We start from the raw sequence: 23,448 nt of genomic DNA, 5'->3' as shown, positions 1-23,448 counted from the left end.
GGTGCAACAGTTGGTAAAATCGATGATGGCATTTTAGTGCTGTTGGGTGTGGAAAAAGCAGATAACGAACAAAAAGCCGAACAATTAGCAAAGCGCATTAGTAGTTACCGAATCTTCGCCGATGCACACGATAAAATGAACCTCGATGTGCGCGATATTGGTGGCTCTATATTAGTGGTTTCCCAATTCACTCTCGCTGCAGATACGCGTAAAGGTCGGCGGCCTAGTTTTTCTTCTGCGGCAACGCCCGCGCAGGCCGAGGCTCTGTATCACCATTTCTGTAACGCTCTCGCAGCCGAAGGTATTGTAATTGCCACGGGTGAGTTTGCCGCGGATATGCAAGTAAGTTTGGTAAACGACGGCCCGGTTACCTTTAATTTACAGGTGTAGGGATGGGAGAGATCCCTAGCCGCACTGCCTGCCGTAAATACCGTTGAGTATTTTTTTCACGAAAAAGTATGGCAAGCAGTAGCAGCCAAAAAAGGGAGCAAAAACACTAGATGCAAACAATAGCAGTGTTTGGAGCCAGCGGTGGTTTGGGGCTGGCGCTTATCGAAGAGTATCTAAAGCGCAATTCTAGTACCCAAGTACTAGCTGTAAGCCGAAGTGCATGCCCGCCAGAACTTGCCGATAATGAGCGGGTACAATGGCAAAAAACAGAGTTAACTGAGCAAAAACTGCAGGCGCTCACGGAGCGTTGGCAGCAGCAAAATATTGTGTTGCATGGTGTAATTTCCACGATTGGTTGGCTTCATCAGCTGCACCCGGAGTATGGTGATTGGCAACCAGAGCGGCGGATTGAGCAACTCAATGAAGCACAGCTTATCGAATACTTTCGCACCAATGCCATTTTACCTGCGCTTATCCTCAAAGCGGTGAAGCCCTTACTAGCAAAAAAAGAAGCCAGCTTCGTAGTTCAGCTAGGTGCAAAAGTGGGTAGTATTGGCGACAATCAGCTTGGTGGTTGGTACGGCTATCGTGCCTCGAAAGCAGCTGTAAATATGCTGTATAAAAACGCGGCCATCGAATTCAAACGTACACACAAACAACTTTGTATTGGCGTAATACACCCGGGTACTACCGATACCGAGCTTTCTAAGCCGTTTCAAGAGCGCTTGCCCGCAGATAAGCTCTACTCTACACAGTTATCAGCAGAACGAATTTGCAATGTAATCGATAATTTAACGCCAAGTGATAGTGGTGGTTTCTGGTTTTGGGATGGTAAATTGCTGCCGTGGTAAAACAGTGCAATAGCTCAGGGTATTGAATGCCTAACAGCTTGCTCTAATTGGTGAAATCAGCGATGCTAAGGAAAACCAGAAAAGAACAATAAGAGGTAAGCAATGAATTATTTACTCGCAGTAGCATGCCCACCCGTTGCGGTTTGGTTATCGGGTGCTCGAAAACATATTTGGCTCAGTTTAGCGCTTTATCTATTCGCGTTATTTTTGTTGCGCATTGCCTCTAGCGGAGAAGTACCGGGTGCCTATGCGGCAGCGCCGGTAGTGTATGTTGTGGCAATTATTCATGGTTTTATTTTAACTCACCGTAAGGCGCAACAAGAAACCGGGCAAACACATCCCCATCGCGGCTCCGCATCTCAATCACCTGGGGTTCCTAAAGAACCAAAAGATTAGCATGCGATTACCGGTTTTCTTAGCGGTAAAGTAAGCGTAAATACACCTGCTGTTTGGGCTCCACTATTATACTCTTTACAATTGTAAAGAAGGTTCATGGAGGCCTAGCAATGCGTAATTTATTGATAAAACAAAGTAATAGCCAACTAATTAGCATCAGTATAAAGGCAGCCGTAATGATTGTTGGCGCCCTTATGTTGATGGTAATCAGTGGCTGTTCTGAAACTACAGCGGCTCCAGATGAAGATGCAAAACCACAGCATCGCGTATTGGTTACCGAGGTGCAAGCAACAACCCTTGAGCTTGAGCGTTCATTTGCCGCGCGAACCGAAGGCAGTATGGTGGCGGATGTGCGTTCGCGAGTGGGGGGCGTTCTGGAAGAGCGCCACTTTAGTGAAGGCCAGTTTGTAGAAGCCGGCACGGTAATGTTTTCAATCGAGAAAGCACCGTATGAGGTGGATTTACAAAAAGCGCAAGCACAGCTCACCAGCGCAGAAGCCGTGTTTAATGAAGCCCGCCGAGATTGGGCGCGGGTAGAAAACCTGTTTGTAGATGGTGCTATTAGTGCCCGCGAACGGGATCAAACTCAATCTCGTTTAGAATCGGCGGAAGCCGATGTTGCCTCGGCACAAGCTACTCTTGAAGATGTAAAATTACGCTACAACTATACCGAAATAAAAGCGCCAATTAGCGGTATCGCTAGCCGCGAATCTGTTTCAGCCGGTAATCTTATCCGTGAAAATGATACCTTAGCTACTATCGTAAGCCTTGATCCTATCTTTGTGCACTTTAATGTGAGTGAAGGCGATATTGCCGCAGGCTACTTGCTGCGAAACACCGCAATTACCGGTGATAGCGATACCGGGCCAATGGCTACATTACGTTTCAGTGACGGCCGTGAGCACACGGAAACTGGACATATAGATTATGTAAGCCGTGTGGTTGATCGTGAACGCGGTAGTATTGAAGCGCGTGCGGTAATCCCTAATCCAGAAATGAATCTATTACCAGGCCAATTTGTACGGGTGCACTTACCGAGTATTGAAGTTCCGTATGCGATTACAGTGCCACAACGTGCAATTATTCAATCGGGCCGCCAAGCCGTTGTATATATCGTAGACAATCAGAATATCGTGCAAGTACGCGAAGTTACTTTAGGTGTTCGGGTAGGTAACGAGCAGTTGATTGAGCAAGGCTTAGCTAGCGGTGATCGTGTAATTGTAGAGGGTTTATCGATGCTACAGCCTGGCACTCAAGTGAACGTGGAGGTTGCTGAATGATTGCACGCCACTTTATCGAGCGGCCGGTACTGGCATCAGTTCTTTCTATTTTAATTGTAATTGCTGGGCTGATGTCGTTGCGGATGTTGCCTGTTCAGCAATATCCGCAAATAGTTCCACCGCAAATAGTGGTAACTACAACCTATAGTGGCGCTACTGCAGAAGCGGCATCGCAAGCCGTAGCGGCCCCCATAGAGCTGTATGTAAACGGCGTTGAGAACATGTTGTACATGACCTCATCAGCCGACGATAGCGGCAGTGTAAGCCTTACCGTGGTGTTTGAAGTAGGTACGGATGTTGACCAAGCTGCTATTGATGTAGATGCAGCAGTACAACGTGCTTATTCACGTTTGCCAGAAGAGGTTCAGCGCAGTGGCGTAAGAATCCGTAAGCAATCTAGTGCGATTTTGAAAATTGTATCGCTCAGCTCACCCGATGGTAGCCGCGATTCATTGTTCCTGAATAACTACGCCACGCTTACCGTGCAAGACGAACTTAGCCGCGTAAATGGGGTGGCACAAGTAACTTTCTTTGGTTCGAAAACCTATGCCATGCGCGTATGGCTTCGGCCCGACCAACTTGCTGATTACGGCCTTACCCCCGCTGATGTGAATCGTGCCATTAGTGAGCAAAATGCAATGTTTGCGGCAGGCAGGTTTGGTGATGCACCAAACCCGAATAACCCGCAAGAAATTAGCTTACCTATTGGTACCGAAGGGCGCTTCTCAAGCGTAGAGCAATTTGAAGAAGTAATCTTACGCTCTGATGAAGACGGCTCTGTGATTCGGCTAAGAGATGTAGCGCGGGTTGAACTCGGTGCCAGTAATTACGATTTTGATGCGGTACAAAATGGCGAAACTGTAGTGCCGATGGGTATTTTCTTGCGCCCAGGGGCAAATGCTTTAGAGGTTTCTGCTGAAGTAGATCGTGTTATGGAACGCATGAGCCAGAGTTTTCCCACTGGCGTGGAATATTCTGTTTCGTTTGATACCACGGATTTTGTGCAAGTATCAATTCAACAGGTAGTGCTCACATTATTTCAGGCCTTGCTATTGGTAATGGGCGTAATCTACTTATTCTTACAGCGCTGGCGCGCTGCGTTAATTCCATTGCTATCTATCCCGGTTGCGCTTATCGGTGCCTTTGCCGGTATGTTTGTGTTTGGCTTTTCAGTAAATCTACTCACGTTACTAGCAATGGTGTTAGCCATTGGTATTGTGGTAGATGATGCCATCGTAGTATTGGAAAATGTGGAGCGGCTGATTCGTGAGAAAGGCCTTTCACCTAAGCAAGCTGCGATAGAGGCTATGGAAGAAGTTTCAACGCCTATAGTAACCATGGTATTGGTGCTTGCAGCGGTGTTTATTCCGGTTGCATTTTTAGGTGGCCTAGCCGGCATCATGTATCAGCAGTTTGCGCTTACTATCGCTGTATCAGTTATCTTATCTGGCTTTGTTGCGCTCACGCTATCGCCAGCCTTGTGCGCGCAAATTCTTTCCGAAAAACCCAAGCCACCACCGAAAATACTGCAGAAATTTAATGTGTGGTTTGAGAAAACTACCCAGCGTTACACCGATGGTGTGCGGTTTATGCTGAAACGTACTGGCATGGCCGCCATTATTTTCGCCGCCATTGCACTTTCAGCATGGGGAGCTTTTGGCCAGCTACCAGGCGGCTTAGTTCCAGATGAAGACCAAGGCTATGTGCTGGTTTCACACCGTTTACCAGAAGGGGCATCACTGGATAGAACCAGTGCTTTCTCATTGCCATGGAACGCCGAGCTAAGTGAAATGGAATCGGTGGCAAATACGCTCACCTTCATTGGCTACGATATGGTGAATGGTGGCCGTAAACAGAATGTGGGTGCAAGCTTTGTAACCCTCGATCATTGGGATGATCGTAATTTGCGTCGGAATAGCGCGCAAGGATTTGCCAACCAAGTGAACGCAGCGGGCAGAGCGCATAATCAAGCAAACGTGAGTGCATATAATCCACCGCCAATATCAGGGATATCTACCACGGGCGGTATTTCGGCATATTTAGTGGCCATTATGGATGGCGATACCGACAACTTGGTACAGCGCATTACCGATGTAATTGATAACGGTAATGAACGCCCGGAACTACAGAATGTGCGTACCACATTGAATATGGATGTGCCTCGCTACACAGCCTATGTTGATAGAGAACGGGCAAAATCGATAGGTGTGCCGATTAACGATATTTTTGCCGCCATGCGCGCTACCTTTGGCCGCTCATATGTAAATGATTTCAACTACCTTGGCCGTGCGTGGCGAGTGTACATGATGGCAGAATCTTCTTTCCGAGAGAGCCCACAGAATCTTGCGGATGTATTTGTGCGAGCCAGTAGTGGCGAAATGATACCGCTAAATGCCTTAGTGCGAGTAGATCGCACTACCGGGCCAGATGAAGTACATCGCTACAATAACCGCCCCGCAGCGCGTTTGTTGGCGGATCCAGCGCCTGGATACAGTACCGGTGAAGCGATGCTCGCGTTGGAGGAAATTGTTACGGGCTTAGTTAGCGAGGATCAGGATTATCAACTATTCTGGACAGGAGCATCACGGCAAGAACGGGAGAGCTCAAATGCTGCAGGTTTGGCGTTTGCGTTCGCAGTGCTAATGGTGTTTTTACTGCTCGCTGCTCAATATGAACGTTGGAGCTTGCCGATAGCAGTACTAACAGCCATACCGTTCGCCATATTTGGTGCGGTGATGGCAACGTGGATTACGGGGTTGCAAAACAATATCTACTTTCAAGTAGGCTTGTTAGTGTTGATCGGTTTATCGGCCAAGAATGCAATCTTAATTGTTGAATTTGCCGTAATTAACCGTAAGCGAGGTATGAGTATCGTGGCCTCTGCGTTAACCGCCTGTAAACAGCGGTTCCGCCCAATTTTAATGACTTCATTAGCGTTTATCTTGGGTGCAATGCCATTAATCATTACCTCAGGTGCAGGTGCCGCAGCACGGCAAGCTGTTGGTGTTACAGTGGTTGGCGGGATGTTGGTAGCTACATTTGTATCGATTTTCTTTATTCCAGTATTTTACCAGTTGATCGAGAAACGTGTGTTAGGCTACCAAGTAAGTAAACGAAGAAAGCAGGGCCGCATAGATTAATCACTTGCGGCCAAGGCTATCGGTAAAGGTTTGCACGAATCGGCAAAGAGAGGCCAGCAATGAAAAATGATTTAAGTGTGCGCCTTGTGCTTTCTGTGTTCGAGAAAATCCGCGAACATGGCGAAGCAAAAGATGAACGACATGAACTAGAAGGTATTACCGGCTATACCGATCATGATGGCTATACGGTATTTTTAGAAAGCCATGATGTGAAGTTGCGTACTGGATTCCACAACACTTATCACCTAGATTACGATAGTGAACGGGCGTATGAGGCTTTCTTTAAGAAGCTGAATTACATAGAAAAACACTACGATTAACGCACCGCTCTTAAATGCTGACACTAAAATAGCTTACACGTGTACGCTGAATGTGGTTTAATAGCAGAAATTTAAGGGTTCGAGGTGTATATGAGTTCTGCAAAAAAATATTCGCTACTTGAAGAAATAGCCCATTCAGTAAGCCATGGTATCGGTGTGATCCTTGGTATTGTTGGGCTAGTGGTAATGCTGTGGCTATCATTTGAGTATGGCGATGTGTGGCACATAGTAAGTGTGTCTATTTATGGCTTCTCGGTTATTTTGCTCTACTCTGCCTCAACGCTGTATCACGCCCTAACCAATGTAAAAGCTAAGCGCTTCTTCCAGCTCATGGACCACGCCGCCATCTTTGTATTGATCGCAGGTACCTATACCCCATTCTTATTGGTAAATCTTCGAGGCCCTTGGGGTTGGACACTCTTTGTGATTATTTGGAGCATCGCAATTGGTGGGGTACTGCTGGAAACCATGAAAAAAGAACGTATTAAATGGCTCTCACTTACCCTCTATTTAGGCTTGGGTTGGATGGCGTTAGTGGCGATGAAGCCGATGCTCGAATTGGTAAACACAACCGGCCTGTTACTATTGCTTGCTGGTGGTTTACTATATTCTTTCGGCGTTATTTTTTACGTGCGCAAGCAAATGGTTTTCCACCACGCGATTTGGCACGTATTTGTGCTCGCAGCGAGTGTGGCGCATTTCTTTGCCGTGATCTATGGCGTGATTTTGCCAAACTAATGGCAGACAAACAAAAAGGCCTTACAGATTCTTCTGTAAGGCCTTCGTATTTTTTATCACGCGAAAACTATTTCGTGATATGAGGTTTATTCACCGCTGCCGGTTTCCCGCGAAGCACGCTTACGCAAATTCTCGGTAAGTAATTTCTTACGTACACGGATTGATTTTGGCGTTACTTCTACAAGTTCATCGTTATCGATAAACTCAAGCGCGCGCTCTAGGCTCATGCGAATTGGTGGCGTTAAGGTTAACGCTTCATCAGTACCCGCTGCACGAATGTTAGTAAGCTGCTTACCTTTCAAGCAGTTCACTGTTAAATCGTTAGAGCGGTTATGAATACCTATAATTTGCCCTTCATACACTTCATCAGCGTGCGAAGCGAACAAACGGCCACGTTCTTGAATGTTAAACAGAGCGTAAGCCAATGCTTTACCTTGGGCATTTGAAATCAATACGCCGTTCACACGTTGGCCGATTTTGCCGCCTTTGTGTGGGCCGTAATGATCAAACGCGTGGTAAACCAAGCCAGTACCAGAAGTTAAGGTCATGAATTCAGTTTGGAAGCCGATTAAACCGCGGCTAGGAACAATGAAATCAATCCGCGTACGGCCTTTACCATCTGGAGACATATCGGTCATTTCAGCTTTACGTAAGCCTAAGGCTTCCATTACTGAACCTTGATGCTGTTCTTCTACATCTACAGTAAGTGTTTCGTACGGTTCCATCTTCTGGCCGTTTTCATACTTAATAATTACTTCTGGGCGTGATACTGCAAGCTCAAAGCCTTCACGACGCATATTTTCAATCAATACGCCTAAGTGCAATTCACCACGGCCTGATACGCGGAACTTATCCGGATCTGGCATTTCTTCAACGCGCAGTGCAACGTTATGCACTAGTTCTTGCTGCAAGCGCTCAAGAATTTGGCGTGAAGTTACATACTTACCTTCTTTACCAGCAAACGGTGAAGTGTTTACTTGGAAGGTCATGGTAACGGTTGGTTCATCAACCGTAAGCGGTGGTAATGCTTCGTGGTGGCCTACGGCACAAATAGTATCGGAGATTTTTAATTCCCCTAAACCCGTAATGGCACAAATATCACCAGCATGGGAATTAGGCACTTCCATACGATCCAAGCCTAAGTAACCAAATACAATACCAATTTTACCGGTACGCGTGCTGCCATCAGCGCCAACAATAGTTACTTGTTGGTTAGGCTTCACGGTACCCCGACGTATGCGGCCAATGCCGATTACACCAAGGTAGCTTGAGTAATCAAGCTGAGAAATTTGTAGCTGCAATGGGCCATCAATTTCAGCAACTGGTGGCGCTACTTCCCGCACGATCGTTTCGAACAACGGGGTCATATCCGTGCCGTGAACTTCGGCATCAAGTGAAGCAAAACCGTTTAATGCTGAAGCATAAACGATTGGGAAATCGAGTTGCTTGTCGTTGGCGCCAAGGTTATCGAACAAATCAAAAACTTGATCTACAACCCAATCAACACGAGCGCCAGGGCGATCAACTTTGTTTACTACCAAAATTGGGTTCAAGCCGTGTGAGAACGCTTTTTGCGTTACAAAGCGGGTTTGTGGCATAGGGCCATCTACCGCATCAACCAACAGCAATACAGAATCAGCCATTGAAAGTACGCGTTCTACTTCACCACCAAAATCGGCGTGGCCTGGAGTATCAAGGATGTTGATATGATAATCGCCCCAGTTAATAGCCGTGTTTTTGGCAAGAATGGTGATGCCGCGCTCTTTTTCAAGATCGTTAGAATCCATGATGCGCTCTTGCTGTTCGCCGCGGCTTTCAAGGGTGCCAGACTGATGCAAAAGTTTATCAACTAGGGTAGTTTTACCATGGTCAACGTGCGCGATGATTGCGATATTACGAATTTTTTCAATAGCTTTAGACATAAAACTGTATTTTTAACCTGTGGTGAAGGCCATCGGGCCATAGGGTGGCGGATCATACGCTGATTTCACTGAATAAAAAAGCATCTAATGTATAACAAGCGTATATTTAACGAAAATACTACGTTTTTACCCTGAGTAACGCTATGCTGAGGGCAGAATTTTTCGCGAGTAAGCATGCTGTTCGGTAATTGAGAACATGCGTGCGTTACCATGAGTACAACGCAATTAATAGAATAGGAAATAATGATGACAAATAGAGGTTGGCTAACCACATTCCGCGCAGTATTTGTTGCTGGGGCTGCAATGTTGGCTTTGGCCGCATGTAGTGAAGCGCCGGTAGAAACTGCGAGCAGTGCTGGGCAAGCAAACAATGGGCAAGCAAACAGCGAGCAAGCAAGCCGCTCTTACGCTGAAGGCACCTATTATCGAGTGCTAGAGCATCCGGTGCAGCAAGAGCAGCAAGAACCGTATTTAGTTGAGTATCTGTGGGTAGGCTGCCCGGCGTGTCAGCGTTTTGAGCCGATTATGCAAGGTTTTAAAGCAGCGAATCCAAATGTGCCAATCGTGCGCCGCCATGGCGTATTTAACCAGCGTTGGGCACTTGATGCACGGATGTTCCATGCAGCGAGCATAGCAGCAGAGCGTGATGTGGCAGTAGAAATGTTGGCATTCTATCAAGCCCAAGCGCCAGAACTACCAGATTTCAGCGATCTTTCTACGTTTCTGCGCCAACAAGGCTTAGATGAGCAAGCGGTGTTTGATCTGGCAGATAGCAGCGAAGTGGAAGCCATTATGGAACAAACGTTGGCAGAAATGCGTGCTAACAATATTCCTGGGGTACCAGCGGTAGTTGTAAATGGCCGTTATTTGGTGAAAAACCCGTTGCCCAATGATATCAATACCCAACAAGATTATAATCAGCTGATTGAATACTTACTCAGCTTGGATTAAACACCAAAAAACGCACCACAATGGTGCGTTTTTTATGCTCAATAATTAGCTTGGTATTTAATGCACCGTAATGGTGCAATTCTCTGTGTAGAATCTGAGCTATGGATGTTTATTTGCGAGCATTCTTTGCGCGAATCACGAAAGAAAGCGGTAATTGCGCTCGCCAGCAACAAAATTTAATTATTTTATTAATTTAAAACAATAGGTTGGCGGTAAAGCGGATCAACTGGCACGGCTTTTGCTATATTTATCGGCAAGGAATTTAACCAAGCAAATTTACCAACTATCAAATTAGCAATTTAGGTACATTACCTTTTCAGTTATTACTCAAGCCCGGAGGCTCTATGTCTAATCATGCAACTGTTGCAACAACCATGGAATTAATCGACGAGAACGAAGTACGTTTTGTTGATTTACGCTTTACCGATACCAAAGGTAAAGAGCAACACGTTACGATTCCTGTTTCACAAATCGACGAAGATTTCTTCGAAGATGGAAAAATGTTTGATGGCTCGTCAATTTCGGGCTGGAAAGGCATTAATGAATCAGACATGGTGCTAATGCCAGATTTAGACACAGCCGTAATGGACCCGTTCTCAGAAATTCCAACGCTTATTTTACGCTGCTCTATTTTGGAGCCGGATACGCGCCAAGGTTACGATCGTGACCCACGCTCTATTGCTCGCCGCGCAGAAGAATACCTTACGTCTACCGGCATTGCCGATGCAGCTTTAATGGGCCCAGAACCAGAGTTCTTCCTATTTGACGATGTGCGCTTCCATACCGATATGAGTGGTTCATTCTTCAAGATTGATGATATTGAAGCGAAATGGAACTCAGGTTCTGATTATGAAGGTGGTAACAAAGGCCATCGCCCAGGTGTGAAAGGCGGTTACTTCCCAGTACCACCAGTAGATTCATCACACGAAATTCGTAGCGAAATGTGTGAAGTAATGGAAGATATGGGCTTAGTTGTAGAAGCGCATCACCATGAAGTAGCTACCGCTGGCCAGAACGAAGTAGCGTGCCGCTTCAATACTCTTACGAATAAAGCCGATGAAATTCAAATCTTTAAATATGTAGTGCACAACGTTGCCCACGCCTATGGCAAAACGGCTACCTTTATGCCGAAGCCATTAGTAGGCGATAACGGTTCTGGTATGCACGTACATATGAGCTTAGCGAAAGATGGTAAAAACCTATTTTCGGGTGATAAATACGGCGGGCTATCTGAATTAGCGCTGTATTACATTGGCGGTATTATTAAGCATGCTCGCGCTATTAATGCGTTCACCAATCCGGGCACCAACTCGTATAAGCGCTTGGTACCTGGTTTTGAAGCACCGGTAATGTTGGCGTACTCAGCTCGTAACCGCTCTGCATCAATTCGTATTCCTTTGGTTTCTAATCCGAAAGGGCGCCGTATTGAAGCACGTTTCCCAGATCCAATTGCGAACCCATACTTAGCCTTTACTGCGCTGATGATGGCTGGCCTAGATGGTATCCAAAACAAAATCCATCCTGGCGATGCAATGGATAAAGATTTATACGATTTACCAGCGGAAGAAGCGAAAGAAATTCCAACCGTAGCAAAATCGTTGGAACAAGCTTTAGAAGCGCTGGATAAAGATCGTGAATTCTTAACCAAAGGCGGCGTAATGAGCGACGATATGATCGATGCTTACATTGCGCTGAAACAGAAAGAAGTTGAGAAACTGATGATGACCACGCACCCAGTTGAGTTTGATATGTACTACTCATGCTAATTGCGTGATGCGCCGGTGTAGTTACGTAGCAGTTACGTAGCAGAAATTGTTGCGTAACGCACCACTTTGGTGCAATACTCGGTGCTCAATGTTCCTAGCATGCACCAACTCCTAGCCAACCCTAAGGCGAAGCGCATGCTTCGGTTTATATTTAAGGTGGGGCTATGCCAAATCAAGTGCACGATCAACATTCTGCAGCACAGATAACTCCTACCCTTGCCGACCAACTTACCAGTGCGGTGTTGGTACTCGATGCCAACCTTAATGTTTGTTACGCCAATGCTGCCGCCGATGCCGTATTCTCGGGCAGTTCTCGGCGTTTAATAGGCGCTCCCATCGATAGCCATTTACGCTACAGCAGTTTTGATATGAACCTGTTGCGCAGCGTAGCCAATCATCATCAAAGCTTAGCCGATAGTGATGTAAGTTGGGTATTTCACGATGGTAAAGCGATAACGGTAGAGCTAAATGCATCGGTAGCCCACTTTCCCGATTTACGAAATAGCGTGCTCCTTGAAGTGCGACAAGTAGATTTAATTCGCCGTATAAACCAAGAACAAGCCCAACAACATCAGCGGGAAGCAGCGCAACAGCTGGTGCGTGGCTTGGCGCACGAAATTAAGAACCCCTTAGGTGGCATTCGTGGCGCTGCACAGTTGCTGCATAGCGAGTTAGCCAGTGAGGAACAGCGCGAGTTTACCCAACTGATTATGGCGCAATCAGATCGGTTGCGAAATCTGGTAGATCGATTACTGGGCCCGAACCGGCCAAGCGCCCGCAGCCCGCAGAATATTCATGCAATTTTGCAACGTGTACTCGATGTAGTGCAGCTTGAGCTGCGCCGCAGCGAACCTGTGTGCAACGTAGTAATTAGCAAAGATTACGATCCGAGTTTGCCCGATTTATATATTAGTGGCGATCAAATTGAGCAGGTGTTGTTAAATCTTGTGCAGAACGCCCTAGATGCCTTGCGAACGGATGCTTTGCGAACGGGTGCTTTGCGAATCGATAGCAACCACAGCGCCGGCGCAGAAGATGAAGCGGCGGCAGATAAGCAGGGCGAAAAGCAGCTAGTGATTCGCACCCGAGTAAGCCATCAAGAAACCATTTATGGTAAGCGCTATCGCCAGTGCGCGCTGATCAGTGTGCAAGATAATGGCCCAGGTGTGGCCGCTGATTTAAAAGATACGTTGTTTTATCCGCTGGTTACCGGCCGCGAAGGTGGCACCGGTTTAGGCCTTTCGATTGCGCAAAGCTTGGTGCACCAGCATGCGGGCAAAATTGAAGTAAGTAGCCGGCCGGGGCACACCGAATTCACCGTGGTATTACCCTACGTTGATGCAACTCAGGAGAACCGCGAATGAGCCGTGTAGTTTGGATATTAGATGATGATAGTTCCATTCGTTGGGTGCTGGAGCGGGCGTTTCGCAATGGCGATTGGCATCCTGAAGTATTTGCCGAGCCGCAGCAATTTCTAACCGCGCTGGCGGCGTTACAGCAAGCCGATGCCAGCGCTACCGATAACAAGGTACCTGCACCGGCATTGGTGCTTACCGATGTGCGTATGCCGGGCATTGATGGCATGCAAGTGTTGCATGAGCTGCAACAGCAATTTCCGGATTTACCAGTGGTGATCATGACCGCGCATTCGGATTTGGATAGCGCAGTGCGCGCGTTTAAAGGTGGTGCATTCGAGTATTTACCAAAGCCATTTGATTTAGATGAAGTTCTGGCAATTGCTGAGCGGGCGGTAAAACCGCGCAGCGAGGCAGAGCGGCCAACATTGGCGAATAACGATACCGGCATTATTGGTGAATCATCGGCTATGCAAGAGGTGTTTCGGGCCATTGGCCGGCTTTCGCGCTCAAGCGTTTCGGTATTGCTCACTGGCCAATCTGGCACAGGTAAAGAACTGGTAGCGCGGGCGTTACATGAACACAGCCCGCGGGCTGAAAAGCCTTTTGTGGCCCTGAACATGGCGGCAATTCCAGCAGAGCTTATTGAATCAGAGTTATTTGGCCACGAAAAGGGTGCCTTTACCGGCGCACAGAACCGCAGGCAGGGGCGCTTTCAGCAAGCAGATGGCGGTACATTGTTCTTAGATGAAATTGGCGATATGCCGTTAGCCGTGCAAACCCGGCTATTACGAGCACTGGCAGAAGGGCAATTTTATCCCGTAGGCAGCCACCAGTTGGTAACGGTAAATGTGCGGGTAATTGCAGCAACTCATATTGATTTGCGTAAAGCCGTAGCCGAGGGAGTATTTCGGGAAGATTTATATCATCGCTTAAACGTGATTCATGTGCAATTACCGGCCTTGCATGAACGGCGCAGCGATATTCCTGCACTGGTGGAACATTTTCTGCAAAGTGCTGCCGAAGAGTTACACATGCCGAGCAAACGTTTAACGGTAAAGGCGATGAACCTGCTGCAGCAGGCTGATTGGCCAGGCAATGTGCGGCAGTTAGAAAACACGTGCCGTTGGATAACGGTAATGGCGAGCGGCGATGTGGTGGATAGCGATGAGCTGCCCAGTGAATTTAAGCATAACGTTGAATTAGCACAGAAAGCCGGGCTGAAATCTAATGATGAAGCTCAGCAAGAACCCGCAAGCAGCTCATTTATAAGCTCGGTTAACACCACAAGTAGCAGCCCGGAATGGCGCAATGCGCTGTATGCCGAGTTTCTAGCTGCGCTTGATGGCAGTGATAACCAACGTTGCAGTGCGTTGCTCGCCGAAATTGAAGGTATGGCGATCGATGCTGCGCTAGCGCAAACCGATAACCATCGGCAGAACGCGGCAACGCGTTTGGGGTGGGGCCGCAATACGCTTACCCGTAAGCTCAGTAAACGCTAACGTGAGGGCTTGTATATTCCTTATGCAATGCCGTGAAAAAGCAGCACTGGGCAATTGTAAAGGGAATGAAAAGTAACTCGCAAGTAAGTGAGTAACGCGTAAATTAGAGAAATGTAAAGATTGTAAAGAGAGTTTGCTACAATAGAGAAACGTTCCTAGCCTGCATCCCCAGTTGCAATTGCAGGTAGCGATTTCAGGTAGCGCTTATAACGAACAGTGAAAAGGAAGGTGAATTGTGGTGAATGTTCTACTAATTGATGATGATGCAGATTTAGGCACAATGCTTACTGATGTATTTGCTCGCGAGGGCATTCGATTAACCACTGTTGAAGACGGTAAAGCGGGCTTGAATACGGCCACCGAAGGTAAATTCTCGCTGATTCTACTCGATATCATGTTGCCAGAAATGGATGGCTTGCAAGTGCTGAAGCACTTACGCCAATCGGGTATCGAAACTCCGGTGTTAATGCTTACTGCTCGTGGTGATGATGTAGATCGCGTGGTGGGCTTAGAGCTTGGCGCAGACGATTACCTACCGAAACCATTTTATCCACGCGAGCTTGTGGCTCGGGTTAAAGCACTGTTACGCCGCAGTAAAAAAGGCGATGGCATGCCTGAGGTTGAGAAACTCCGCTATGCCGGCTTTGAGCTTGATACCGTGAACGCCGAAGCTATTTGTGATGGTACAGCCCTTACCCTTACGCCAACCGAATTTGAAGTATTGCGCCAGCTAATTATGCATCATGGCCAATTGGTAACCAAAGAAAGCCTTTCTACCCAAGTGCTTGGGCGTCAGCTTGGGCCATTCGATCGCTCGTTAGATGTGCATATTAGTAACGTGCGCAAAAAACTGCCAAGCCACCCTGATCGTATTCAAACCGTGCGTGGCCGAGGCTATCGCGTAATGGAGCCAGAGTTACTGGAAAGCTAATCCATGCCAGAGCGCCGTACTCGTTGGTATCAATCCCTTACATTTCGGCTGTTAACAATATTCTGGAGCCTGATATTGTTAACAGCGATGGCGGCCTTTTCGGCTGTGCTATACCTTTCTGCCCCTCCTGGGCCAACAGAACTTTCTGAAGATTATCAGCGGGCAATAGAACCCATTCTTAACCACCCTTCCACTGAGGGCATGATTCAACCTGGCCGTTTATTGGTGGGGCAATATCGCGTAGTGGCGGTAAATAGCCTAGAACTAAACGAAATCATTTATGTGCCGGGTATGAGCCAATTTCAAGTGGGTGTGGCGTTCGATATTATGCAAAGCGCTGAGCCTGTGCAGGCAGTGGTGGGCGAACATACCTATGGCGGACCATTTGCCAGCAGCGAAGGCGATGTAGTAATTGCGCGCCCTGCCAGTAGTGAAGAATTGGCGATGCTGGCCGAAAATGGTGATCAGGATTGGTGGCCGCGGCTAATTCTTATTGCTATTGCGGCATCATTTCTTGGTGCGCTTATTCTTGGTTGGTGGTTTGTGCGGCCGCTACGGCAGTTGCGCAATGCCACGCGAGAAATTGCCGCCGGCTCTGCCGAGCCTAACCTAGCACGATTACCGAAGCGCAAAGATGAGCTGGGTGAGCTTGCCCGTACTATGGCAACAACTGCGGTGCAGTTAGCCAATTCGCGCGATGCACAGCGTCGGTTGCTTAGTGATATTTCCCATGAATTACGTTCGCCGGTAGGCCGCTTGCAAGTGGCGCTAGATTTAATGGAAACCGATGAATTACGAAAAAACCGCAACTACTTGCAGCTCCATAAAGATATTTATCGCCTAGGCTCTATTATCGATAGTATTTTGTGGCTCTCGCGATTGGAAAACGGCCTCGAGAAGCTAGTAAAAGATCCGGTAGATATTGCGGCGGTGTTGAAAGATTTGCAAAGCGATTTGTATTATCTGCAATACGATAAGAATCAACCAAGCTGGGAAGGCCGTTTGCAGCTGCCGGCGCGGAAGTTGCCAGAGCTTGAAGCCGATGCAGTATTGCTGCGGTTGATTATCGAAAACCTGGTGCGGAATGGGTTCCAATATGGTCCTGAGAATGGCCAAGTTCGGGTTTCAGCGGCAGTGAAAGGTAATGAAATTTCCCTTACGGTACGTGATGAAGGCCCTGGAGTACCGCAAGAAAAGCTGAAGAAAATGTTTGAACCGTTTTTCCGTGCTGATCCTTCTCGCCATCATGGCGCCGGTGTAGGTTTAGGCTTGGCACTTTGCCAAAGAGCCGTGCTAGTATTGGGGGGTAGTATTCATGCTGAAAACCACCCAGAAGGCGGTTTAGCCGTAACAGTTCGGTTGCCGCTAAGCTAACCTAACGGTAAGCTAATAAAAAGCAAAGGTAAACCGCGCAAGGATCCACAATGCCGCAAACAGAACAACCGCTAGCTGAGAGCTCTAGCGAGGGTGCAGTAGTAAACCACCAGCAGATGGCGAGTAAGTATGCGCTAGCAATTTTAAACAGGCGGCCTGCCGATACATCGCCAGACTGGTTGCTGTGGGCGCAAGAAGATCTCGCTGAATTTTACCGGTTTGCAGAGCACGCCGAGTTTCGCAGCTCGGATGGCCTGGAAATTCGCTATGCCCTGTTTGAAAACCGCGAACTACCGATACTGAACGATGCCCAAGCTGGTGATGACCCGCTGAATCAACCTACCGATCAATTTGTAGCGCGGTTAGCCGAAGGGCATGAGCATGAAGCCGAACCCAATCGCGGTTGGGTGTTTATTGCCCCGGGTCGAGTGGAATCCTATTTAAAATACCAAGAAATCACCTTAGAGTTAGTAGCTGCAGGTTATTCAGTAGCAATGATCGATCACCGTGGGCAAGGCCATTCCGATCGCCTTACCGATCATCATCAGCAAGGCCATGTGGATCGCTTCAGTGATTACGCCCGAGATTTCGCTGAATGGGTGCAATTGTTACAGCCGCGAATTGGTGATGCACCCGCGTATATTTTGGCGCATTCCATGGGTGGTGCTATTGCCGCGTTGTATTTACAAACCTATGCCGGCACTGACGAATACCCATTCACCCCATTTCAGAAAGCAGCTTTTTCGGCCCCGATGTGCGGCATTAAAACCAAGCCATTTCCGTTTTGGGTAGCAAAGCCACTTACTAAAGCGTTGGCATCAATTAATGGTATTTTGGCTCCACGAAAGCAATGGTATGCGCCTACTACTGGTGATTATGTAACCCTGCCTTTTGCTGAAAATGAGCTTACCCGTAGCGAAAATCGCTATCAATGGTTTAGCCAGATGTATGCTGATCACCCGGCTATTAAGGTGGGTGGCCCTACGAATCAATGGGTTGCAGAGGCGATTGCCGCCGCTCGGCAAGTGGTGTTGAATGCGCGGCGGGTTAAGATCCCAGTGCTCGTATTGCAGGGCAGTGAAGATGTAATTGTAGCCGCCGAGCCCCAGCAGCAGTTCGTTACCGCTCTGGTTAACCCGGCCAGTAAGCTAGTGCCAGTGGCTGGCGCCCGCCACGAAATACTCATGGAAAGCGATGCTATTCGAGAACGAGCGTTAAAACATATTTTGCAGTTTTTGCGCGCTAACTAGCAAGAGTTGGTTGATTTTTCCACAATGCTAGCCGGCCTGTGCCGATCACTCGGTTCCAAGAAAGCCGTGCTGCCGCCATGCTTCGTAACTTACTAGCGCAACTGAGTTAGAAAGATTTAGCGAGCGATTATTCGGCATCATTGGAATACGTAGGCGGTTATGCTCGGGTATTTGTGCCATTACATCCGGTGCCAGGCCGCTGGTTTCTGAGCCAAACAGCAATACATCTCCCTCTTGAAACACCACGTTGGTATAACTGCGCGTGCCCTTGGTGGTAATAGCGTACATTGCTTTGCCGGCCATGGCCTCGGCAAAGGCGGCAAAATCAGGATAGCGCTGCACGCGAGCAAGATCGTGGTAATCCAGCCCAGCACGGCGTAACTTTTTCTCTTCAAAATCAAAACCTAGCGGCTCAATTAAATGCAAGGCACAGCCATTATTCGCACAAAGGCGGATAATATTACCTGCATTGGCAGCCATTACCGGGTTAAACAGCGCGATATTGAACATTAACGTGTGGCTCCAAATTGATTTCAGGGCGCATTTTAAAGGTTTACAGCTCGGCTATCTATAACTATGGTTAATAAAACAAGATTAAGAAACTTAGCGGCGTTTGCATACTCAAATGCGTTATACTGGTGCCCGATTTTATGTGCAGCACGTATTAATCGGCACTAAAGTAACAAGCCTGAGTAACAAGCCTGAACTAACGGCTGGCAACAAATAAAGGTAAACGCAATGAGCAGTATGTTGAAAGCAGTATCCGCCGCAGTATTCTCGCTAGCAAGCATGGGCTTGCTGTTTAGTAGCGCAAGCGCTGAGGCAGATAGCAACAATTCGTCTGCAAACCCGCAATGGAATCTAATGCTAGTGGGCAGCGAGTTGCAAATTTGCTCGAGCATGAATGCCCAACACTGCAATTCAAACGAATGGATTGTAGCCAACGACATGCGCACCGCGCGCTTATTCCAACTTACCGATGTACGCCGCCGTGAGGCCCTGCGCCAAGCTATTTGGCCGCGCGAACGCGATGGTGTGCGGGAAGAGCTGGATATCGCCATGCGCGAAATGGTGGATTACTTTGGCCGTGGCGTAGTGCCAGAGCAACGTTTGGTTGAACGGTTGCGTTCGCGGGCATACCTTGAGTTAGTAATGCGCCTTTCCGATGCCGAATATAACCGTATTCTCGATAACATAGAAATGCCTCGCCTAGAAGGGTTGAATGAGGTGGTGAACCTCAATGAAACCAAGAGCAACAGTGCCGAGTTTATTCGCAATTTTGTGGCCATGGCTGAACAGCTAAAGGGGAATGCTACTGAGCGCACCGATGCAGCGAATATCCTAGTAGTTACGGCTGGCGAGCGCGATAGTTTCCGCAACATTGATACTTACCTTGGTGCGTTCACCCAAGCAGGAGCGAATGCCCAATGGTTGCCGATTGATATAGCCGTTACTGCACTACAACAGAATGGTGGCGAAAATGCATGCCGTGGGTTAGAAAGCCAGCGCCGTGAACTGAGTGGCAGCTATGATCGGGATCGGGTGAACCCCCAACGCCACGCTGAACAGCAGGCGTTTTGCAATGATAAAGATGCCTGGCAGGCATTGCTCGCAAATGCCGATGGCGTATTTTTCACCGGCGGTAGTGCCGATAAATTACGCCGTGTGTTGCTGCCAAATGGCGAAGCAACGCCAGTATTACGTGGCCTACGTGAACGTTTTGATGCCGGCAACTTAGCAGTAGGCGGCGCAGGTGCTGGCGCCCAAGCCTTAGTAAGCGCCAACATGATTACCAACGGCCGCAGCGGCGAAGGTATGCGTTCAGGTGCGATAGCTTCCGGGGCTCCGGCAGCTGGTTGCGAGTTTGATAACACCTGCCCGCGTGGGCTAAACCAACATTCTTTAACCTATGAGCCACTCGGTGGCGTGGGCGTATATCGTATTGGCATCGTAGATACCGATGTATCCATGCGCGGCCGCCAAGCCCGTATGTTGCGCGTAGCCGCAGAAACCAATACGCCGTTAGCGATGGGCATTGATGCGAACACCGCCGTGCTTATGAACAGCCGCAGTGGTGTGTTTTCAGTAATCGGCGATGAAGGCGCGTTGTTCCTTGAAGGAGCGCAACAAGTGGGTACTATGCTAGCGGCAACGTTCCACTACTTACGCACCGGTAGCATGGGCCGTATGGCCGGTAGCCGAGTGTCTGCAGTGGTAATGGCTGAACAGCCGCCGATGCGCTTAGAAACCACTACGAACCGCTTTTTAGACGATACCGGTTTCTATGATAACTTTGATGTGGTGTGCCGCGGCAATCGGCAATTGCGTTTGTTGCAGAGCGAGTTTCAACTCGTGCTGCAGGCCACCGATGCCAGCGAGCTAGAGTTAAGCCGCAGCCGTTGCCAAGTGTACAACGGCGTAATCGGCATTAGCCAAGTAGAACCTTAAATACCGTAATTAACGCGGTATTCTTGCATTTTCTCGAGCATTTCATGGTTACCTGGGCGCTGTGATAAATACTCGATAATATCGCCTAAGGTAACAATGGCAATTACTGGAGCTTTGTAATCACGCTCTACTTCCTGAATTGCAGAAAGCTCGCCGCGGCCTTTTTCTTGCCGATCGAGCGCAATTAATACGCCAGCTAAACTGGCGCCGTTGGCCTCTACGATATCCATCGATTCACGAATGGCCGTGCCCGCAGTAATTACATCATCTACCAGCATAATCCGGCCCTCTAGCGGTGAACCTACTAGGTTGCCGCCTTCGCCGTGATCTTTCTTCTCTTTGCGGTTAAAGCAGTAAGGCACATCTTTTTTATAGTGCTCATATAGGCTTACTACCGTAGCGCTGGCGATTGGGATGCCTTTGTAGGCTGGGCCAAACAATACATCGTAGGCAATGCCGGAATCTTCTAGCGCAGCCGCATAATAGCGGCCCAAACGCGCCAAATCGGCGCCGGTGTTAAACAACCCGGCATTAAAGAAATACGGGCTAGTACGGCCCGATTTCAGGGTGAATTCGCCGAACTTCAATACACCCTTGCTCAAAGCAAATTCAATAAATTCGCGTTGATACTCCTTCATGAATTTAGCGCCTCTTTCTGGTGATCATTCAATTCCCGAATGGCGTGCTTGGCAAGCTCAACCATTGCGTTCATTTCATCAAAACTAAAGGGTTCTGCTTCTGCAGTACCTTGCACTTCAATAATTTTACCGGTGTCGGTCATTACCACATTCATATCGGTATCAGCTTTCGAATCTTCTGGGTAATCCAAATCTGCTACCGGATCGCCGTTGTAAATGCCTACCGAAATTGCCGCTACCATGCACTTCAGCGGGTTCACTTTTACCAACCCTTTCTTGCGCATGAAGTTAATGGCATCCACTAGTGCTACACAAGCACCAGTAATGGCCGCAGTGCGGGTGCCCCCATCGGCCTGAATTACATCACAATCTACGGTAATCGTATTTTCGCCCAAGGCATTCAAATCTACCGCCGCGCGCAAGGCCCTAGCAATTAAGCGCTGAATTTCCATAGTGCGGCCGCCTTGCTTGCCGCGTGCCGCTTCGCGATCAGAGCGCGTATGGGTAGCTCGTGGCAACATGCCATATTCGGCCGTTACCCAGCCTTGGCCTTTGCCCTTTAAGAAGCGAGGCACGCCTTCTTGCACACTGGCGTTACACAACACCTTGGTATCTCCAAACTCAATTAGCACGCTACCTTCAGCGTGGCGAGTGTAGTTGCGTGTGATCGTTACCGGGCGAATTTGTTGAGCTGTACGGCCACTTGGACGCATAAAGAACCTCTACTAATTTGGTGAATTGCAGGTGCACGTGAGCCACGTGTACGGGCGCATAGTATAAGCGTTTTGCCGCTTTTTCGCTATGCGGGTTTTGCGGCTGGCCGAGCAGGCGCTATACTTGCGGTTCATTTTGCTGAACAACCGCATTCGTTTGGTACTCCGCAGCAGAATGGCCACGAACTTGCTGCGTGTTTGTTGTGCTTAGTTTATAGGCCCAGCCGCAGCCTCGATTAAAATGCAAAAAAGAGAGCCATTTATGATTTACAGCATGACAGCCTACGCCCGCGAAGAAATTAAAGCTGAATGGGGCACCGCCGTGTGGGAGCTACGCTCAGTAAACCAACGCTACCTAGAAACCTACTTCCGCTTGCCTGAGCAATTCCGTGGTATCGAAACCAACCTGCGTGAACGCCTGCGCAAAGCATTACAACGCGGCAAAGTAGAGTGCGGCTTGCGCTTCACCGCCAATGTGGGTGCCAATACCGAACTGCAAATCAACGAAGATCTGGCCATGGCATTATTGCGCAGCGCCGAATGGATGCAAAACCAAGGCGCCAAAGCCTCTATCGATCCAATAGATGTATTGCGCTGGCCAGGCGTGCTCGAAGCCGCCGAAGCCGATACCGATAGCATTCAAAAAGATCTGTTAGCCGGCTTCGAACGCACCATCGAAAGCTTTATAGAGCACCGTGCTAGCGAAGGCGCCAATATGCGCGCGCTCATCGAAACCCGCCTTGATAACATTGCCGACCAAGCCAGCTTTGTGCGCACCCGCATGCCCGAAGTGCTCGAGTGGCAACGCGAGCGCCTAGCCGGCAAATTCGCCGAAGCCAAAATAGAACTCGATAGCGAACGGCTCGCCCAAGAAATGGTGCTACTCGCACAAAAAACCGATGTAGCCGAAGAGCTCGATCGCCTTGATAGCCACATCAAAGAAACCCGCAGTATCTTGCGCAAAGGTGGCGCCTGCGGCCGCCGCCTCGATTTCATGATGCAAGAATTCAACCGCGAAGCGAACACCCTAGGCTCGAAATCAATTAATGCAGATATCACCAACGCTGCGGTGGAAGTGAAGGTGCTGATTGAGCAGATGCGGGAGCAGATCCAGAACATCGAATAATTTTCTTTACTCTGTCTAATATTTTCCTGATGCTTCCAAAGCCCTTTTAAATAAAGGGCTTTGTTGTTGTGCGCCGGGCACGGCGCGTAGCGCCTTGACAGGCGCTGGTCCTGCACAGATGGTGCTGGCAGGATGACTTGGAGGTGGAAGTCCTCTGTGAGCCCGGTAAGGGGAATCACTAGCTGAACCGCAAGGGTGTTCACCGCGAGGTGAAATCTGAAGGAAGCGGCAAGCAAACCACTGGCCTGACGAACAGAAATCGCATACGAGGCGGTCATAGTGGGTAAGGCAACAACTACTGTCAAAGCCCTATACTTACACGGAAACTATGGACGTAGATGCGGCAGGTATAAGTGG

The 23,448-nt window shown here is 48.5% G+C and carries 20 protein-coding genes; 16 read left to right on the top strand and 4 right to left on the bottom strand.

Features of this window, described 5'->3' with window-relative positions; translation table 11 throughout:
- The 7 genes from dtd to trhA form a co-directional block, all read left to right on the top strand.
- A partial coding sequence (dtd, locus tag ACNA7P_RS09650) for a D-aminoacyl-tRNA deacylase (RefSeq protein ID WP_416258422.1) occupies window positions 1-390 on the top strand: 390 nt, incomplete at its 5' end.
- Between the two features lie 110 nt (window positions 391-500).
- Window positions 501-1,241: an SDR family NAD(P)-dependent oxidoreductase gene (locus ACNA7P_RS09645; RefSeq protein ID WP_416258421.1), complete on the top strand. Its 741-nt coding sequence runs from the start codon at window positions 501-503 to the stop codon at window positions 1,239-1,241.
- A gap of 102 nt (window positions 1,242-1,343) precedes the next feature.
- Complete coding sequence (locus ACNA7P_RS09640; RefSeq protein ID WP_416258420.1) at window positions 1,344-1,637, top strand: YqaE/Pmp3 family membrane protein; 294 nt, start codon at window positions 1,344-1,346, stop codon at window positions 1,635-1,637.
- A gap of 110 nt (window positions 1,638-1,747) precedes the next feature.
- Complete coding sequence (locus ACNA7P_RS09635; RefSeq protein ID WP_416258419.1) at window positions 1,748-2,917, top strand: efflux RND transporter periplasmic adaptor subunit; 1,170 nt, start codon at window positions 1,748-1,750, stop codon at window positions 2,915-2,917.
- Entirely contained in the window at window positions 2,914-6,057 is a 3,144-nt protein-coding gene (locus ACNA7P_RS09630) for an efflux RND transporter permease subunit (RefSeq protein ID WP_416258418.1), read from the top strand. The genes ACNA7P_RS09635 and ACNA7P_RS09630 overlap by 4 nt, the downstream gene beginning before the upstream one ends.
- Window positions 6,058-6,116: 59 nt before the next feature.
- The gene (locus ACNA7P_RS09625) at window positions 6,117-6,377 is read left to right on the top strand and encodes a DUF3081 domain-containing protein (RefSeq protein ID WP_416258417.1); all 261 of its coding nucleotides are present in this window, start codon (window positions 6,117-6,119) and stop codon (window positions 6,375-6,377) included.
- Window positions 6,378-6,467: 90 nt separating this feature from the next.
- On the top strand, window positions 6,468-7,115 hold the full coding sequence (trhA, locus tag ACNA7P_RS09620) for a PAQR family membrane homeostasis protein TrhA (RefSeq protein WP_416258416.1): 648 nt from the start codon (window positions 6,468-6,470) through the stop codon (window positions 7,113-7,115).
- A gap of 86 nt (window positions 7,116-7,201) precedes the next feature.
- Here the strand turns inward: trhA and typA are convergent, their stop codons facing one another.
- Window positions 7,202-9,037, bottom strand: a complete 1,836-nt coding sequence (typA, locus tag ACNA7P_RS09615; RefSeq protein WP_416258415.1) for a translational GTPase TypA — start codon at window positions 9,035-9,037, stop codon at window positions 7,202-7,204.
- Window positions 9,038-9,280: 243 nt separating this feature from the next.
- Here typA and ACNA7P_RS09610 point away from each other — a divergent pair, with 243 nt between their 5' ends.
- From ACNA7P_RS09610 to ACNA7P_RS09580, 7 genes are all read left to right on the top strand, one after another.
- Window positions 9,281-9,988, top strand: a complete 708-nt coding sequence (locus ACNA7P_RS09610; protein ID WP_416258414.1) for a thioredoxin domain-containing protein — start codon at window positions 9,281-9,283, stop codon at window positions 9,986-9,988.
- 344 nt (window positions 9,989-10,332) lie between these two features.
- Window positions 10,333-11,754, top strand: coding sequence for a glutamate--ammonia ligase (gene glnA, locus ACNA7P_RS09605; protein ID WP_416258413.1), 1,422 nt, complete (start codon window positions 10,333-10,335; stop codon window positions 11,752-11,754).
- Window positions 11,755-11,918: 164 nt separating this feature from the next.
- Entirely contained in the window at window positions 11,919-13,118 is a 1,200-nt protein-coding gene (gene glnL / locus ACNA7P_RS09600; RefSeq protein WP_416258412.1) for a nitrogen regulation protein NR(II), read from the top strand.
- On the top strand, window positions 13,115-14,611 hold the full coding sequence (gene ntrC, locus ACNA7P_RS09595; RefSeq protein WP_416258411.1) for a nitrogen regulation protein NR(I): 1,497 nt from the start codon (window positions 13,115-13,117) through the stop codon (window positions 14,609-14,611). The genes glnL and ntrC overlap by 4 nt, the downstream gene beginning before the upstream one ends.
- A 235-nt stretch (window positions 14,612-14,846) precedes the next feature.
- The gene (locus ACNA7P_RS09590; protein ID WP_416258410.1) at window positions 14,847-15,542 is read left to right on the top strand and encodes a response regulator transcription factor; all 696 of its coding nucleotides are present in this window, start codon (window positions 14,847-14,849) and stop codon (window positions 15,540-15,542) included.
- A gap of 3 nt (window positions 15,543-15,545) precedes the next feature.
- A complete protein-coding gene (locus ACNA7P_RS09585) occupies window positions 15,546-16,916 on the top strand; it encodes a sensor histidine kinase (RefSeq protein ID WP_416258409.1) in 1,371 nt (456 codons plus the stop codon).
- A gap of 50 nt (window positions 16,917-16,966) precedes the next feature.
- Window positions 16,967-18,166: an alpha/beta fold hydrolase gene (locus ACNA7P_RS09580; protein WP_416258408.1), complete on the top strand. Its 1,200-nt coding sequence runs from the start codon at window positions 16,967-16,969 to the stop codon at window positions 18,164-18,166.
- A 45-nt stretch (window positions 18,167-18,211) separates the two neighbouring features.
- Here ACNA7P_RS09580 and ACNA7P_RS09575 read toward each other — a convergent pair whose 3' ends face one another.
- Window positions 18,212-18,676, bottom strand: coding sequence for a tRNA (cytidine(34)-2'-O)-methyltransferase (locus ACNA7P_RS09575; protein ID WP_416258407.1), 465 nt, complete (start codon window positions 18,674-18,676; stop codon window positions 18,212-18,214).
- 228 nt (window positions 18,677-18,904) lie between these two features.
- Between ACNA7P_RS09575 and ACNA7P_RS09570 the strand changes: the two genes are divergently transcribed.
- The gene (locus tag ACNA7P_RS09570) at window positions 18,905-20,614 is read left to right on the top strand and encodes a cyanophycinase (RefSeq protein ID WP_416258406.1); all 1,710 of its coding nucleotides are present in this window, start codon (window positions 18,905-18,907) and stop codon (window positions 20,612-20,614) included.
- Here ACNA7P_RS09570 and pyrE read toward each other — a convergent pair.
- Window positions 20,611-21,252: an orotate phosphoribosyltransferase gene (gene pyrE, locus ACNA7P_RS09565; protein WP_416258405.1), complete on the bottom strand. Its 642-nt coding sequence runs from the start codon at window positions 21,250-21,252 to the stop codon at window positions 20,611-20,613. The two genes, ACNA7P_RS09570 and pyrE, sit on opposite strands and share 4 nt — an antisense overlap.
- Window positions 21,249-21,965, bottom strand: coding sequence for a ribonuclease PH (gene rph, locus ACNA7P_RS09560; RefSeq protein ID WP_416258404.1), 717 nt, complete (start codon window positions 21,963-21,965; stop codon window positions 21,249-21,251). The genes pyrE and rph overlap by 4 nt, the downstream gene beginning before the upstream one ends.
- 262 nt (window positions 21,966-22,227) lie before the next feature.
- Here rph and ACNA7P_RS09555 point away from each other — a divergent pair, with 262 nt between their 5' ends.
- Complete coding sequence (locus ACNA7P_RS09555; RefSeq protein WP_416258403.1) at window positions 22,228-23,091, top strand: YicC/YloC family endoribonuclease; 864 nt, start codon at window positions 22,228-22,230, stop codon at window positions 23,089-23,091.
- Window positions 23,092-23,448: the final 357 nt, after the last annotated feature.

Origin of the sequence: Aliidiomarina sp. (assembly GCF_047920995.1) — a bacterium.
GTDB lineage: Bacteria > Pseudomonadota > Gammaproteobacteria > Enterobacterales > Alteromonadaceae > Aliidiomarina.
This window is presented reverse-complemented; position numbering and strand designations above follow the sequence as displayed.

Coding starts and splice junctions, on each gene's coding strand:
- ACNA7P_RS09645 (WP_416258421.1), top strand. CDS start 501: ATGCAAACAATAGCAGTGTTTGGAGCCAGCGGTGGTTTGGGGCTGGCG.
- ACNA7P_RS09640 (WP_416258420.1), top strand. CDS start 1,344: ATGAATTATTTACTCGCAGTAGCATGCCCACCCGTTGCGGTTTGGTTA.
- ACNA7P_RS09635 (WP_416258419.1), top strand. CDS start 1,748: ATGCGTAATTTATTGATAAAACAAAGTAATAGCCAACTAATTAGCATC.
- ACNA7P_RS09630 (WP_416258418.1), top strand. CDS start 2,914: ATGATTGCACGCCACTTTATCGAGCGGCCGGTACTGGCATCAGTTCTT.
- ACNA7P_RS09625 (WP_416258417.1), top strand. CDS start 6,117: ATGAAAAATGATTTAAGTGTGCGCCTTGTGCTTTCTGTGTTCGAGAAA.
- trhA (WP_416258416.1), top strand. CDS start 6,468: ATGAGTTCTGCAAAAAAATATTCGCTACTTGAAGAAATAGCCCATTCA.
- typA (WP_416258415.1), bottom strand. CDS start 9,037: ATGTCTAAAGCTATTGAAAAAATTCGTAATATCGCAATCATCGCGCAC.
- ACNA7P_RS09610 (WP_416258414.1), top strand. CDS start 9,281: ATGATGACAAATAGAGGTTGGCTAACCACATTCCGCGCAGTATTTGTT.
- glnA (WP_416258413.1), top strand. CDS start 10,333: ATGTCTAATCATGCAACTGTTGCAACAACCATGGAATTAATCGACGAG.
- glnL (WP_416258412.1), top strand. CDS start 11,919: ATGCCAAATCAAGTGCACGATCAACATTCTGCAGCACAGATAACTCCT.
- ntrC (WP_416258411.1), top strand. CDS start 13,115: ATGAGCCGTGTAGTTTGGATATTAGATGATGATAGTTCCATTCGTTGG.
- ACNA7P_RS09585 (WP_416258409.1), top strand. CDS start 15,546: ATGCCAGAGCGCCGTACTCGTTGGTATCAATCCCTTACATTTCGGCTG.
- ACNA7P_RS09580 (WP_416258408.1), top strand. CDS start 16,967: ATGCCGCAAACAGAACAACCGCTAGCTGAGAGCTCTAGCGAGGGTGCA.
- ACNA7P_RS09575 (WP_416258407.1), bottom strand. CDS start 18,676: ATGTTCAATATCGCGCTGTTTAACCCGGTAATGGCTGCCAATGCAGGT.
- ACNA7P_RS09570 (WP_416258406.1), top strand. CDS start 18,905: ATGAGCAGTATGTTGAAAGCAGTATCCGCCGCAGTATTCTCGCTAGCA.
- pyrE (WP_416258405.1), bottom strand. CDS start 21,252: ATGAAGGAGTATCAACGCGAATTTATTGAATTTGCTTTGAGCAAGGGT.
- rph (WP_416258404.1), bottom strand. CDS start 21,965: ATGCGTCCAAGTGGCCGTACAGCTCAACAAATTCGCCCGGTAACGATC.
- ACNA7P_RS09555 (WP_416258403.1), top strand. CDS start 22,228: ATGATTTACAGCATGACAGCCTACGCCCGCGAAGAAATTAAAGCTGAA.